1 rRNA gene is annotated in these 531 nt (G+C 50.8%); it reads left to right on the top strand.

Annotated features, from left to right (window positions below):
* Window positions 1–531: ribosomal RNA gene (locus RF640_RS19090) — 16S ribosomal RNA — on the top strand; the annotation flags it as partial.

Below are 531 nucleotides of genomic sequence, written 5' to 3'. Positions count from 1 at the left end.
CCAACAGAAGAAGCGACGGCTAAATACGTGCCAGCAGCCGCGGTAATACGTATGTCGCAAGCGTTATCCGGATTTATTGGGCGTAAAGCGCGTCTAGGCGGTTTGGTAAGTCTGATGTGAAAATGCGGGGCTCAACTCCGTATTGCGTTGGAAACTGCCAAACTAGAGTACTGGAGAGGTGGGCGGAACTACAAGTGTAGAGGTGAAATTCGTAGATATTTGTAGGAATGCCGATGGGGAAGCCAGCCCACTGGACAGATACTGACGCTAAAGCGCGAAAGCGTGGGTAGCAAACAGGATTAGATACCCTGGTAGTCCACGCCGTAAACGATGATTACTAGGTGTTGGGGGTCGAACCTCAGCGCCCAAGCTAACGCGATAAGTAATCCGCCTGGGGAGTACGTACGCAAGTATGAAACTCAAAGGAATTGACGGGGACCCGCACAAGCGGTGGAGCATGTGGTTTAATTCGACGCAACGCGAGGAACCTTACCAGCGTTTGACATCCTAAGAAATTAGCAGAGATGCTTT

This window comes from Kocuria sp. CPCC 205231 (assembly GCF_040980965.1).
In the GTDB taxonomy this organism is placed as follows: domain Bacteria; phylum Actinomycetota; class Actinomycetes; order Actinomycetales; family Micrococcaceae; genus Kocuria; species Kocuria rosea.
Note: the sequence above shows the minus strand (reverse complement) of the source record. Positions and strands in the feature narration are given on the sequence as shown.